11 protein-coding genes and 1 pseudogene are annotated in these 12,937 nt (G+C 40.0%); 3 read left to right on the top strand and 9 right to left on the bottom strand.

Annotated features, from left to right (window positions below):
• The first annotated feature begins 3 nt into the window (after positions 1 to 3).
• Positions 4 to 1,578, top strand: coding sequence for an IS1182 family transposase (locus AC0VYV_RS10610; protein WP_475366497.1), 1,575 nt, complete (start codon positions 4 to 6; stop codon positions 1,576 to 1,578).
• A 106-nt stretch (positions 1,579 to 1,684) separates the two neighbouring features.
• Here the strand turns inward: AC0VYV_RS10610 and AC0VYV_RS10605 are convergent, their stop codons facing one another.
• The 4 genes from AC0VYV_RS10605 to dat all read right to left on the bottom strand — a co-directional run bounded on the left by AC0VYV_RS10605 (position 1,685) and on the right by dat (position 8,862).
• Positions 1,685 to 2,500 carry a sulfurtransferase gene (locus AC0VYV_RS10605; protein ID WP_475374810.1) on the bottom strand — a complete coding sequence of 272 codons (816 nt, stop codon included), beginning with the start codon at positions 2,498 to 2,500 and terminating at the stop codon, positions 1,685 to 1,687.
• Between the two features lie 3 nt (positions 2,501 to 2,503).
• The gene (locus AC0VYV_RS10600) at positions 2,504 to 6,148 is read right to left on the bottom strand and encodes a dynamin family protein (protein ID WP_475374809.1); all 3,645 of its coding nucleotides are present in this window, start codon (positions 6,146 to 6,148) and stop codon (positions 2,504 to 2,506) included.
• A 192-nt stretch (positions 6,149 to 6,340) separates the two neighbouring features.
• Positions 6,341 to 7,828, bottom strand: a complete 1,488-nt coding sequence (cshA, locus tag AC0VYV_RS10595; protein WP_242057383.1) for a degradosome RNA helicase CshA — start codon at positions 7,826 to 7,828, stop codon at positions 6,341 to 6,343.
• A gap of 212 nt (positions 7,829 to 8,040) precedes the next feature.
• The gene (gene dat / locus AC0VYV_RS10590) at positions 8,041 to 8,862 is read right to left on the bottom strand and encodes a D-amino-acid transaminase (protein ID WP_408962610.1); all 822 of its coding nucleotides are present in this window, start codon (positions 8,860 to 8,862) and stop codon (positions 8,041 to 8,043) included.
• Positions 8,863 to 9,058: 196 nt separating this feature from the next.
• Between dat and AC0VYV_RS10585 the strand changes: the two genes are divergently transcribed.
• Positions 9,059 to 9,610: a hypothetical protein gene (locus tag AC0VYV_RS10585; protein WP_475373741.1), complete on the top strand. Its 552-nt coding sequence runs from the start codon at positions 9,059 to 9,061 to the stop codon at positions 9,608 to 9,610.
• Positions 9,611 to 9,703: 93 nt separating this feature from the next.
• Here the strand turns inward: AC0VYV_RS10585 and AC0VYV_RS10580 are convergent.
• Positions 9,704 to 9,898: pseudogene (locus tag AC0VYV_RS10580) on the bottom strand (SDR family oxidoreductase); the annotation flags it as partial.
• 132 nt (positions 9,899 to 10,030) lie between these two features.
• Between AC0VYV_RS10580 and AC0VYV_RS10575 the strand changes: the two are divergent.
• The gene (locus tag AC0VYV_RS10575) at positions 10,031 to 10,918 is read left to right on the top strand and encodes a helix-turn-helix domain-containing protein (RefSeq protein WP_430242476.1); all 888 of its coding nucleotides are present in this window, start codon (positions 10,031 to 10,033) and stop codon (positions 10,916 to 10,918) included.
• Here the strand turns inward: AC0VYV_RS10575 and AC0VYV_RS10570 are convergent, their stop codons facing one another.
• The 4 genes from AC0VYV_RS10570 to AC0VYV_RS10555 form a co-directional block, all read right to left on the bottom strand.
• Positions 10,919 to 11,014 carry a putative holin-like toxin gene (locus tag AC0VYV_RS10570; protein ID WP_425589651.1) on the bottom strand — a complete coding sequence of 32 codons (96 nt, stop codon included), beginning with the start codon at positions 11,012 to 11,014 and terminating at the stop codon, positions 10,919 to 10,921.
• A 93-nt stretch (positions 11,015 to 11,107) separates the two neighbouring features.
• Positions 11,108 to 11,245 (bottom strand): hypothetical protein, encoded by a 138-nt coding sequence (locus AC0VYV_RS10565; protein ID WP_194221526.1) that lies wholly within the window; start codon positions 11,243 to 11,245, stop codon positions 11,108 to 11,110.
• A gap of 138 nt (positions 11,246 to 11,383) precedes the next feature.
• A complete protein-coding gene (locus tag AC0VYV_RS10560) occupies positions 11,384 to 12,037 on the bottom strand; it encodes a uracil-DNA glycosylase family protein (RefSeq protein ID WP_475374808.1) in 654 nt (217 codons plus the stop codon).
• A gap of 16 nt (positions 12,038 to 12,053) precedes the next feature.
• Positions 12,054 to 12,881, bottom strand: a complete 828-nt coding sequence (locus AC0VYV_RS10555; protein WP_430242480.1) for an SGNH/GDSL hydrolase family protein — start codon at positions 12,879 to 12,881, stop codon at positions 12,054 to 12,056.
• Positions 12,882 to 12,937 lie beyond the last annotated feature (56 nt).

Here is a 12,937-nt window from a genome sequence, read left to right as displayed (position 1 = left end):
CTTATGTTTAAAGATTATAACATGAATCAAGTGATTTTGCCCTTAGATTTAGAAATGAAATTACAAGAAAATGATATCGCCTATGCCGTCCATGAGTTGGTCGAACAGATTCCGGATGAAGCTTTTTCTGCGTTCCTACGTGATACGGGATGCCCTGCTTATCACCCACGTATGATGATGAAAGTTATTTTATGTGCGTACACCCAATCGGCTTTTTCAGGAAGAAAGATTGAAGGTCTCCTCAAGGATAGTGTACGGATGATGTGGTTAGCGCAAGGGTATGAACCCAGCTATCGCACAATCAATCGGTTCCGTGTCCACCCAGAAGTCAAAGAACTTCTTCGTCAGGGCTTCGTACAGTTTCGTTGTCAGCTCGTTCAAAAAGACCTCATTGATGATGAAGCGATCTTTATTGATGGTACGAAGATTGAAGCGAATGCCAATAAGTTTACATTTGTGTGGCGCAAGGCTGTTGAAAGGTACAGCGAGAGTCTGATTGAAAAGTCGAATGCGATGTACGATGAGTTGATTGAAAAAGAAGTGATCCCCGAAATCGAACGGGAAAGTCCAGAACAACTTTCCATTAAAGAACTTTCTAAAATAGAAGAAAAGCTAGAAGAAAAAGTCGGAGAATACAATAAGAAGATTGAAACCAGTGCCGATGTAACCGAACGAAAAAAGCTTCGTTCAGAGCGAAAAGGACCGAAGCAGTTCCTTAAACAAATGAAGGATTTCGTATTGCGCAAAACAAAATACGAAAACGATATGGCTATCTTCAAAGAACGGAACAGTTATTCCAAAACCGATCATGATGCCACGTTCATGCGCATGAAAGATGACTATATGAAAAATGGGCAACTCAAAGCCGGTTACAATCTCCAGATTGCGACGGAGGGACAATATACGCTCGCTTATGATATCTTCCCGAATCCAACGGATACACGCACATTTCGTCCCTTTCTAGATCGTGTGGAGAATGATTTCTTTAAACTCCCACCTTACATCGTCGCGGATGCCGGTTATGGAAGCGAAGAAAACTACATCGATGTCCTGGAGAATCGCAAGCGAATCCCTCTCATCACGTACAATACCTATCGCAAAGAGAAAAAGAAGAGCTTTACGAAGGATACGTTTCGCGTATCCAACTGGGACTACAATGAAGAAGAAGATTTATTCACATGCCCAAATGGGAAACTGTTGCCGTTCCGTTACGTCTCTCATCGCACTGACCGGAGTGGCTTCAAACGAGAATTTAAAGTTTATGAATGCGAAGATTGTACCGGTTGTCCCTTACGTAAACAATGTACAAAGACCAAAGATGGCACGAATCGGAGAATCTATTACAATACCAAGTGGGAACAACAAAAGAATAAGGTTAAAGAGCTGCTTTCGGACGAAAAAACAGGTGAAATCTACGGTCAACGGAAAATCGATGTAGAGCCAGTTTTTGGATTTCTGAAGGCTATTTTGGGTTTCACTCGGATGTCCGTAAGGGGCAAAGAGAAGGTCAAAAATGAAATGGGCTTTGCGCTCATGGCGGTGAACTTGAGAAAGTACACCGCCATGAGTGCAGAGTGATCCAATAATCTTAGGAATAACCAAACAAAAAAGGTTCCGTTCATCAAAAACGCTGAACGGAACCTTTTTTCATTATTTCAAGCTAGTTATGTCCCAGCCTCTTCGTTTATTTTGTTTCAATTTGATTTTCTTCATAAGATATCCAGTCACTATAACTTCCAGGATAAAGCTTTGCATGAACCCCTGCCTCTTGTAAAGCAAGCAGGTTAACACAAGCAGTCACACCAGAACCACAGTAAACAATTGGTTCATGACCATGCTCTTTCTCCCCTACTCTCTCTTCAGGGTCTTTCCATGTTTTATTTTCATTAAGGTTATTCTTCCAGAAGTAATTGATAGCGCCTGGTATATGACCTGCTTTAGGATCAATAGGTTCTACCTCTCCAGAATAGCGCTCGCTTGCTCTCGAATCAATAATTGTGCGCCCTTCTATCTGCGCCTGCTTCACATCATTCATAGAAACAATCATCGATTTATCAAGACTAATAGGATACGATGAAGGAGTTACTTGACGAACTTTCGTCTCAAGTTTATGCCCCTCCCCTCTCCAAGCTTGGAGACCCCCATCAAGAACAGCACGCGCTTTATGTCCAGCAAATCCGAGTAGAAACCATAATCTTGCTGCCATAGCACCATACTCATGGTCGTATAGGATCACTTTCGAATCCTGCTCAATCCCTAGCCTTTCAACGAGCGTCTGGAGCTGTTCTTGATCAGGTAAAGGATGTCTTCCACCATGCTCTCCAACTTCACCAGATAAATCTTTTTCGAGATCAGCATACTGCGCTCCTGGAATGTGGCCTTTTAAATAGGAAGCATAACCGTTTTCTGGATTGCCAAGTTCAAATTGACAGTCCACAATCACTAATTGCTCATCATACAAATGATCTGATAGCCATTCAATTGAAACAAGATTCTTCATTTCCTATTCTCCCTCCGAAAGTAGCTTTGTTTGAATTTCGAAAGCATTATTTCGCTTTGTTTCAAGGAAATCTTTTGAAATATCGCTTGTTAGCATCGTTGTTCTGGCCTTCACATATGACGTAACTTCTTTCATCATTTCGCCTTTTACTTCTACAGTTAATTGATCAAAGAACTTCGTAGCCGTCTCTTCAATCACTTTATGTTCTGTTTTCAAATAATTATTAACAGGTAGTTGAAACTCACTTTTCAACTCATCATGAAGCGACTCTCTTCCACTCTGTTCGAAAAATTGCTTCGAAGATTTAAAGGAGCTACGAGCTTGCTTTAATACATGGTCAACTGCTATCCATGCGGTAAGAGACTCATCAAACTCCGGGGTTTCCATGTACCGATCAGGTAGACTGCTGTAATGAAAATCAGATAGCATTTCTCGAATAAGCTTTTGTATTTCTTTCTCACTCTTTTGAATTTCTCGCTTCATAAATCGATCGATTCGAAGAGAAGCTGCCCTGAGCTCCTGTAATAAATCTTGTTCAATATCCTCAACCAGCGTTTCTGAAGCACGTTGCAGTCCTTCACGCCCTTGAATAGTCGATGGGTTAAAGGCTTCCTTAAAGAAATCATTAAATCGATAAAAAAGACGCTGAGGAATATAATGAACAAGTTCTGTTAATTCCTGTTTGATCAGCTTTTCAGATGAAGTGTTTGAATATTGATTAACCTTCCGATTTGCTTCATCACTCTGATTACGAAGCTCTGTGATCTGCTGTTCTTTTTCACTCGCGTTTAATTCAAAGTTCTCGATCCAGCGCTCGATTTCGCTCATCACACTTGTTAATTCAGTTAAGCTGGACTCCACTGCCATTTTTGAAAGATCCTTGCGAATAAAATGATAGAAGCGTGATTCAAACCGCTTAAGACCGCCTTTTTGTCTTAATTTTTCTGGTAACGCAGCAAGAAACTTAGCCTCTTTTTCACTTACATTCTCTTCAGAAGCAAGCATTCCTGCAAGACTTGAGACAGGATAAAGTGCAGGATAACGAATACCGTACTGCTGTAACTGATTTGTGACATGATCAAGTACGATTTCGAGCTCTCCTTCGTCTGCAGCAAGATCAGATGCATTAAGAAGAAAGAACATTTTATCCATCTCAAACACGTCTTTCACTCGTCCAAGCTGAATGAGGAACTCTCGATCTGCTTTTGAAAATGCATGATTGTAATAGGTGACGTAAAGAATAGCATCGGCTGCTTTCATATATTGAAACGCTACACCCGTATGTCGTGCGTTAATGGAATCTGCTCCTGGAGTGTCTACAAGCGTTATTCCCTCTCGTGTTAAAGTACAATCATAGTATAGCGAGATAGAAGCAACAAAGGCCGCTTTTGACTCATTTACGACCATATCTTCATAGTCATCCAGTGTGACTTCACGTTCCTTACCGAGGTATGCTAGCTCAGCTTCACCTTCAAGTACAGCTCTTAGGAAAAGAGCATGAGGTTTTGTTGCAGAAGACTCTCGCTTAAACAATTTCCCCTGTGAAATGATTTGCAGACAATCCCTTAGTGAAAAAGCTTGCTCACCAAAATAAGAAAGGGAATGATTCAAATCCTCCAAAAGTTCTCCTTCCGATTTATAATAAATCATCGCCGTTTTATGCGCATGGTCTTCTGTTACCGGGCAAATACGATTAAGCGTAGCCGTTGTTGGATTTGGAGAAGAAGGCAGTATTTTTTCTCCAATGAGCGCATTGGCAAAAGAGGATTTCCCAGCGCTAAAGGCACCAAACAATGCGACCGTAAATGACTTTTCTGATAATTTATTTGCACGCTTGATCAAGTTTTGTCTCGTATAGTCAAAACCAGGAAGATCCTCTAATTCATCTGCCATTCTTTGAAGGGCCATACTAGTCGCTTCGGGATCAGGAAGAGAAGTTTGACCTTCAGGTGAAACCACCTCTTTAGGCTCCTGTTGCTTACGCTGTTGTCCACTATCGCTTTTGGTCGACTCTACGATAGTAACATCCTCCGTTTGCGTGTACCTTTTCTTAAATGCGTCTCCCGCACGACGAGCCTCTTCATCACGGCTCCCATCCAAAATAGACCAAAGCTCTTCAGTATTCTCACTAGCAGCTTCCAGCTCTGATAAGAAAGTCTCCGCATCCTCTTCTCCAATTTGAGATTTGAATGACTGCTTAAGCTCCTCAGCCTGTCTATCGTGATCGAAATTGACTTGATCAACAAGCTTGTCCTTCCTTTGTTCTGCTTGCTGCTTGATCTGTGTCTTCAAGCGATAAGCGATATTCTCAGTATAATGAAGAACTGCTTCTCCTGTTGCACCATTTCCTTTGTTAGCTTCTTCTTGTATCACTGAGAAATCAACTTCATATGGTTGATCAATGAGAGAAGATGATACGTCTTTTAATCCAGCTGTCGAAACTAGCTGTTGTAATAGCTGCTGATAATGCCACTCTAGTTGTGACTTAACCTGTTCTTTTAAACCCGCAACGAAAGTTTCGTACCTCGCCGCTCGTTCTTGCTGAGTTTTCTTATCACGAAAAACAAATCCAACTTTAAAGTCTGGTTGAAGAGATTCAAGATACGCTCGTCCTGCTTCTCTCACTTCATACGGCATTAAAATTGCACTTTTTTGGATAGCCGCCGCTTCAGTCTGAAATTCCTGATCAATTAAATCAACGCGTTCCTTTGAAAATGCAAGCTTGTTTTTCATCTTCTCATAAGCTTCTTCTACTTCGTCGTTATGAGCATCTACGTGATTAAGATCATCCAAAAGCTCTCTTGCTGCATTAAAAATTCGCTTCACTTTGTCTTCATCTGTTTTCCTTGAAAGCCCGTCAATGTATGTTTTCAACTGATGAAACTGGTTATGGGGATGATCGTAATCGCGTAATGAGATAAAGAAAAAGGATTCAAGAGACATCCCCCACGTTTCAAAAGACTCGACCACTGATTTCTGAAATGATGTGAATGAAATTTCAGATTCATGATGCTTATCAATTTGGTTCACAATTAAGATGATTTTTTTATTTTGACGATAAAGTTCTCGGATGAATTGGTAATTCACTTCAGATTGAACATGATTGTAATCCATCACATAGAAAACAACATCAGCTAAATACATCGAAGATTCCGTTGAAAGCCTATGCGCTTCATCTGTCGAATCAATACCAGGAGTATCAATGAAAATAACGTCCTCTTCTAAAGAAGACGGAGCGGACAATTCAACGCGTTCGACCTCTTCTCCGTTCAAACAATAACCTTTTACTTGATCAATATCATACGGCGCTTTAAAAACCATTTTCTTTCCATTCAAGAAATGAACGGAAGCGCCTGGTTCACCTGAACGGATACGAACCGTATTAGCACTCGCCGGTATGGGACTTGACGGTAAGAGGTTTGATTGAAATAACGCGTTTATTAATGAAGATTTCCCTGCAGAAAAATGGCCCGAGAAAAGGAAGTGCTGTTCACCACTCAACAACTTGTCGATCAGTTGTTTGATTTTCGATGCTTCCGAAGCCTCTAATTCTTCTTCAATTAGTGCAAGACGTTCAAACAGCACGTCCTCTTTTAGTTTTGTGTGTGACTGGTGATCATGCTTCATAATATCCCGCTGCCTTTCCATAAATAGTGTCCCTCTTAGAATAACGCTTTCAGTAGATTTTTCCCAGCATTATAAAAAATAAACTCCATGATGAACACGGTAAAACCATCAATAAAAGAATATATGGCTAATATCAAAAGCCTAGCTTCCGTGGGGCAGTAGCAAAAATCCGCATAAAAAAAGCCGGGATTTCTCCCGACTTCTACATATATCTTATTTATTTCCTTTGTCGTTGAACTTACGACGCTTGTTAGCGCCACCGCTGTTGCGGTCTCCGCGATATCCGCCACCGCTTCCACCTTTACGGCCTCCGCGATCATTACTGCGGTTACGGTTGCGGTTTCCACCGCCACTGCCGCCACGGCCATGAGCCTTTTTAGCACGAAGTGGTGCAATTTCAGTAATTTTAACCGGAGTTGTATCCGGCTCTTTTGTTAGCAACTTAAGAGCTGCAGAAAGAAGCGTTACTGAATCGTGATCATCGAGAAGTTGTTCAGCTGATGAACGGTATACTGAGTGATCCTGCTCTTCAATTGTGCTTTGAAGCTGTTGAATCGCCATTTGCTGCTGGCCTTCCATTGCTTCAGCAAAGCTTGGGATCGTACGTTTTTGCATAGACTTCTTCGTAATTTTCTCAATCACTTTAAGGTGATCGTACTCACGTGGAGTAATAAACGTCGAAGCAAGACCTGACTTACCTGCACGGCCAGTACGACCGATTCTGTGAACGTAGCTTTCAGGATCTTGAGGAATGTCAAAGTTATAAACGTGTGTAACACCACTGATGTCTAGACCACGTGCAGCAACGTCTGTCGCTACCATGATATCGATTGTGCTGTCTTTAAACTGTTTAATAACCTGATCACGTTTACCCTGTGGAAGGTCACCGTGAATTCCTTCAGCCATATATCCACGTTTCTTAAGACCTTCAGATACTTCATCAACGCGTTTCTTAGTTCTTGCAAATACAATTGCAAGCTCAGGAGACTGAGTATCAAGAAGGCGACAAAGAATATCGAATTTCTTAGAATCACGAACTTCATAGTAATGCTGTTCAATTGATGGAACAGTCATTTCTTTTGATTTCGTTCTAACTGTTTCAGGGTTGCTCATGAATTTCTCTGCAAGAATCGCGATACGTTTCGGCATTGTAGCAGAGAACAGAAGCGTTTGACGCTTGTCTGGAACACCTTTAAGAATTTTCTCGATATCTTCAATGAAGCCCATGTTAAGCATTTCATCTGCTTCATCAAGGACAACAAAAGATACTTCTTGAAGACGGATTGTTTTACGTTCCATATGGTCGATAAGACGCCCTGGAGTCGCAACAACTAGTTGAGGTCTCTTTTTAAGTGCTTTGATTTGGTGAACGATGCTTTGTCCACCATATATAGGAAGGGCACGCACGCCTTTTGCTTGACCAATACGGTTCAATTCTTCTGCAACCTGTACAGCAAGCTCACGTGTTGGCGCAAGAATGATTCCCTGTACATGAGATAGAGAAGTGTCGATCTTTTCAATCATTGGGATACCAAAAGCAGCCGTTTTACCAGTACCAGTTTGAGCCTGACCGATAACGTCTTTGCCTTCAAGCGCTAGAGGAATCGTACCTGCTTGAATTGGTGTTGTTTCTTCGAATCCCATTTGATTAACTGCTTCTAGCAGCGTATTACTTAAACCTAGATCTTGAAATTTTTTCAACTTTTAAAAACTCCTTTTTACTTTTAAAATGCATTAAATGCTATAGACGGGAGAAAAATCTCCTGATAGTGTTCAAAAAAAGCATTTCCCTAATGTTGGAAAACGCTCGGAACAAGCAACTCTTCTTTCACATATAGCCAAAGATAACAGTACCATTAATATGCGCAAATTTCAACTGCGCACACTAAAAATATTTTAACAACACCTTCTTGTTATGACAAACGACTAGCAAACTTAGCATGAAGGGATGAGGTTATCTCACCTTCTTTTCCGTTCCCAATCTGCCGGCCATCCACCTCAACAATTGGTCTTGCTTCTTGGGTTGTACTAGAAATGAAAACTTCATCACTTTCAAGCAGCTCCTGCTTTGTAAACGCTTCTTCCTTTATTTGAATACCTAGTTCAGAAGCAACCGAAAGGATAACTCGTCTCGTAATCCCATCTAAAATAAAGTTGTTTGCTGGATGAGTATAAAGGATGTTATTTTTCACTATAAACACATTCGTAGAACTTCCTTCAGTTACCAAGTCGCCACGATGAAAAATCGCTTCGTCAACGTTCTGCTCCGTTGCAGATTGTTTAGCCAATACATTCCCAAGTAAATTCAAGCTTTTAATATCACATCTTAACCATCTAATATCTTCCATAAAGATCGCTTGACCTGGTGCGCGTGATGGTTCTTTCTCATATTCTTTCGTATAAGCGACAAGCACAGGTTCTGATTTTGCTGGGAAGGGATGATTTCGTGGAGCTACGCCTCGTGTTACTTGCATGTAGACGTGCCCGCTATGTACGCGATTAGCAGCCACAAGCTGCTCGATTTTCTCCTGGATTTCTTTTTGAGTAAACGGTAAAGAAATCTTGATCTCGCTCGCGCTTCGTTCTAAACGTTCCAGGTGAGCATCCAACTCAAAAAAGCTTCCGTTATAAATACGGATTACTTCATAAACACCATCTCCAAATTGATAACCACGATCTTCAATATCAATGGTTGCCTGCTCTCTTGTAATCAAATCCTGATTAAATAAAATCAATACGCTCACTCCTACCTTCTATTTTCTCCTTCTCTACCTTAACATATTTTAAGTACTGACTATGAACGCATTTATCTGAATAGTTTTACTTATTACATTTTATGCCAAATAGTAGTTTAGTAGTTTACAAAACCTTCCTAATAAACTAAAATTTGTACTCGTAAGATGATTTTTCTAAAAATTAGGAGGGTTTTGAATGAAAAGATTTTTACCTCTCGTGATGCTGCTGTTTGTATTTGTAGCTGCTTGTAGTAACAATGGTGCTTCAAATGAGAACGATTCTAACGCTACTACTAATTCCGCAAACTCAGAAGAAACAAGCAGTGCAAATGAATCAGATGTAAAAAGTGATCTGCTCGATTTTCAATTGAACTTAATTCAAACTGTCAACAAAAGCGATTCACCAATTTATGAATTTGAAGCTGCTAAAGTCGCTGAAGAAAAGCCTTCTGATGAAGAGCTTGCAACGATGAAGTCTGATGCAGAATCTGCTGCAAAGACCGTTGCTGAAGATGTGCGTGCCATGGAAATTCCTGCTGAACTTGAAACATACAAAAGTGATATCGAAGCTGCTTTAGAAGAGCTTGCAAAATCATATGAAACAAGAGCTGCGAATCTTTCGGATGACCCGGAAGCAACGTATGAAGAATCAGACGCTCAATTCGCTTCTTTCGAAGAAAAAATGGCTACTGTCTACGAAGATGCTGGACTGACAGCTCCTAGTTTCTCAGCTGACTTAGTCGATTAATCGGAAAAACCGTTACATATTGTAACGGTTTTTTATTAGCTATGTGCGAGAAAAATTCAAAATATAACCACTATTCACGAACAATACTACTAATTAGAATCCATAAACCGTCATTCCACCGTCTACGAACAACGTTTGTCCTGTTATGTAGTTTGCTGCTTCAGAGGATAAGAACACAGCTGCCCCTACGAGATCTTTTAGTTCACCTACTCTGTTCATTGGCGTTCGATCAAGGATCTCCTTAAGATATTGTTTATTTTCTAATAATTTTTCTGTACAGAGGTTTCTCTAAAAATAAGAAAACTCCTGCATCTTATAGGTTCACATAATAAAATTATAGTAATCTTTCACGTCATTTAGAAAAATATGTATAGGAAACAAACATCCATGATACAATTGGATAAAAAAGGGGGATTGCAGGTGCGTCAGGATACACTCGGATATGCGATGCGTGAACTTCGATTGTACCTTGGACTCTCACAGGCCGATTTATCGGAAGGCATTTGTACACAGGCATTAATTAGTCAAATTGAAAATAATGATGTCTCACCATCTGCAGAATTACTGTACCAACTTGCTTCCAGACTCGGTGTTGATATTAATTACTTTTTTCATATGAAGGAAACCCCTCGACTTGATTACGTCAATGAAGTGATCCGCCAAGTCAGAAGGCACATTAAGCGACGTGAGTATAATGAAGTATCTGATATTCTTGAAGCAGAAGAATCGAACCCCCTTTTCCGAACAATCAAAAACCAGCAGTTTTATCTCTGGCATAAAGCTATTTGTACGTATTATCTTGAACATAATGCCTCTACAGCCCTTCTACTTCTCCATGAAGCCCTTCATCTTACTACGACAACGTCTAAAAATTTCTCGGAACGTGAAATCGAAATTTTAATTAGTATGGCCATTTTGCATAGTGAGGAAAAAGAGTGGGAATGTGCTCTGCCGTTATTTCATAAAGCTCTTTATCACGTTCGCTTTTTCCCCATTATTAAGGATGAAACGATCGAAATTCGCCTTTATTATAATTACTCAAAAGCGCTATCCACCTGCAGAAACTATGAGAAAGCTCTCTCGATTGCTAGGGAAGGATTTCTGCTTTGCAGGGAGAAGCAGCGCCTCTATCTTTTTGGCGAACTTAGTTACCAGTGCGGTAAGCTCCACTATTTGCTTGGGAATCAAGAGCTGGCAATTGAATATCTGAAGACAGCATCTACGATCTTTGAACTAGACCAAAATAATAACTTTAAGACTCACGTTGAAAATTATGTTAAAAAAATAGGTATTGTCCACGAAGCCTAACTATTTGTGCTTTGTTTTCTCGATTAAGATAACAATAAAATTGAAGAGAGACACGAAGAACAGGCCAGCCGTGATAAACAATGTGAGTTCTTCCATTGTACGTCCTCCTTTCAAAGAGGTTAAGGGCTATTCATTCGACAAATGATAACTTGGAAAGATACCAACACACTTCAGACCCCTTTTCTTTAATTAATGACAATAAGGTAAATCTTCATCTTGCACCACATAAGCAGAGGCCTGTACCATTTGTGATGAGTCATTTGGTGCGATCGCGTACCCACTCACTACAACGAGAGATAGAAGAAGTAAAGCTGCCCATTTCTTCATTTTGTCACCCCTCCCTTCATTACATTTATATTACAACGCATCCAATATTTATGCATTTGCTATATGTGCTTCTCTACTAAATGGCAAAAGCCCCGTTCTCAAGAGAACGGGGCTTTTTGGGGAATCAAATAAACATTCTTATATTTTATGACGATTGAATTCATCTAATACATTGTTAATCGCATCCTGGTAACGTTCGCGACTCCAAGAATTATACGAAGGATGAGGAACATCCATTATGACCGTCCATTTTTCACTTGACACATTAGCTAGCTGAAAGAACTTTTGAGCAAATCGTCCACAAGGAATGATCGTTAGTTCCCGATCAGAAATCGCCTTCAGTCGATTTCTAAACTTCTCTAATATAAGCTGCTGCACAGCTAGTAATTCATTATCTTTAAAAGGGGTCTTTTGATTAGATGTTCGGATTTTACTTAAGTGTTCAAGTAAATCACTGTTAGCATTTCGATCACTCTCAGCATATGGTTTCGATTGCATCGGAATATTGCATACGTTAAGCAATCCCACAATGTCAAGCGATGGTCTTTCTATACTTTCTTCCTGATGTTTCTTCAGCAAGAGGCCGAGTGGATGTGAATACTCCGGACCAAATAGCTTTTTTGACATTGTAGCTCCTGAAGGTCCTGCGACCGGTACACCATTTTCCACTTCAGAAACGTGAGGAGACTCTAGTATGAAGATGAGCTTTGATTTTGGTGTCATCACTTCCGACACTTCATACTGTTGGGCGAGGGCTACGTATTGCTGTTCAAACTTTTCTACCGTATCCATAAATGGTTCCCTACCTTTATTGATTAAATGCTACGTTGTTTTCTTCTAAATAAGAGACAATCCGATCCCCCATTAAATGATACCCATCTTCATTTGGATGAAAGGCATCTTCATATAGAAGGTTCTCATCACTCTCAAGGAAGAGATCGGCAACTGGAACAAACGTAACTTCAGAATAATTTGAAACAGTTAATTGGCTACCATCATTCCAATCGTCTACGATTTCATTCATTTCTGGAATATCCCCAAAAGCTTTTGAGAACGGATTGAATAAACCTGTAAAATAAATTGGTGCATCACCATTTAAACTTCTAAGCTTATCTAATATCGTCGTCAAATTTTCTAAATAAATCTTTTCTTGAAGAGAGAAATATTGTTGATCAAGATTCATGAAATGATTTTTAACAACACCAAACAAATCATTTCCACCGATCGTTAAGAAGATATAATCCGCTTTTTTGACACCGCTTTGAACTTCATTCTCTTCTAATCTTTTTATGAGATCTTCCGTTTCACTACCAGTTATCGCATAGTTATCTAGTGTAACCTTTGCATTCTGTTCATCTTCAAAATAATAATCACTTACATAACCGATATATCCCTTTTTTTCTTGGTCACCGACGCCTTTTGTTAAGGAATCACCAAGACCAACAATCCGCACATTATCTGGCACTTTCTGAGGAATGGGTTCTTCATCTTGAAAGGTTTCCTTTATTTCATCACTCACAGGGAGTGAGTCCGTTAGCTCTGGATCATCCTTAAAATAGACATAGGTTAAGGCGCTCGCTCCCACAAATACTAGGAGCGTTAACGAGATGAGGATTAGCTTCATAAATCGATTCATTGTCATTTTCCTTTACTCTAACGATTGTACCTATTATTCTATCAAACGGACGTTCA

This window comes from Anaerobacillus sp. QJM3NY_17, from assembly GCF_056173665.1.
This window is presented reverse-complemented; position numbering and strand designations above follow the sequence as displayed.

Coding starts and splice junctions, on each gene's coding strand:
- AC0VYV_RS10610 (WP_475366497.1), top strand. CDS start 4: ATGTTTAAAGATTATAACATGAATCAAGTGATTTTGCCCTTAGATTTA.
- AC0VYV_RS10605 (WP_475374810.1), bottom strand. CDS start 2,500: ATGAAGAATCTTGTTTCAATTGAATGGCTATCAGATCATTTGTATGAT.
- AC0VYV_RS10600 (WP_475374809.1), bottom strand. CDS start 6,148: ATGGAAAGGCAGCGGGATATTATGAAGCATGATCACCAGTCACACACA.
- AC0VYV_RS10585 (WP_475373741.1), top strand. CDS start 9,059: ATGAAAAGATTTTTACCTCTCGTGATGCTGCTGTTTGTATTTGTAGCT.
- AC0VYV_RS10570 (WP_425589651.1), bottom strand. CDS start 11,014: ATGGAAGAACTCACATTGTTTATCACGGCTGGCCTGTTCTTCGTGTCT.
- AC0VYV_RS10565 (WP_194221526.1), bottom strand. CDS start 11,245: ATGAAGAAATGGGCAGCTTTACTTCTTCTATCTCTCGTTGTAGTGAGT.
- AC0VYV_RS10560 (WP_475374808.1), bottom strand. CDS start 12,037: ATGGATACGGTAGAAAAGTTTGAACAGCAATACGTAGCCCTCGCCCAA.
- AC0VYV_RS10555 (WP_430242480.1), bottom strand. CDS start 12,881: ATGAATCGATTTATGAAGCTAATCCTCATCTCGTTAACGCTCCTAGTA.